The sequence below is a fragment of the Streptomyces tyrfis genome, from assembly GCF_037034285.1.
In the GTDB taxonomy this organism is placed as follows: Bacteria; Actinomycetota; Actinomycetes; order Streptomycetales; family Streptomycetaceae; genus Streptomyces.
This window is the reverse complement of record NZ_JBAGJZ010000131.1, coordinates 1-370: the sequence shown is the minus strand read 5'-3', so window position 1 is coordinate 370 and position 370 is coordinate 1. Positions and strand designations below refer to the sequence as shown.

Annotated in this window: 1 pseudogene; it reads right to left on the bottom strand. The window is 69.7% G+C overall.

What is annotated here, in order from left to right:
- Positions 1-317 (bottom strand): annotated as a pseudogene (locus tag WA762_RS35530) (hypothetical protein); the annotation flags it as partial.
- Positions 318-370 lie beyond the last annotated feature (53 nt).

The window sequence follows — 370 nt, the reverse complement described above, 5'->3', positions numbered from 1 at the left end:
TTCTCGCTCTCACTGGTCTCGGCCGCACCCTCGTCGGTGTCGGCCTCTTCGCGGGACATCAGGTGCATCCACGCCTTGCGGACGCGCTGTTCCCCGCCGACGTAGCCGGCGTCACGGAAGGCCGTGACGGCCTGGCGGTAGGACAGAGGCGGGTCATCGGAGTACCGCAAGTGCCGCAGCACCACGTCGAGCTGATCGTTTGTCAGCCCCTCACCGGGCACGGGCGTGGGCACGCCTGCCACGGCCGCGATCTCCTCCAGCACCGCGACACTGCCCGTGCCCGCCCCGGTCACGTCGTCGGACTCGTCCGGCGTCACACCCTCCGTCACAGGCGTGACGGGTGGTGTGACGGGCGTGACGGACTCCGATA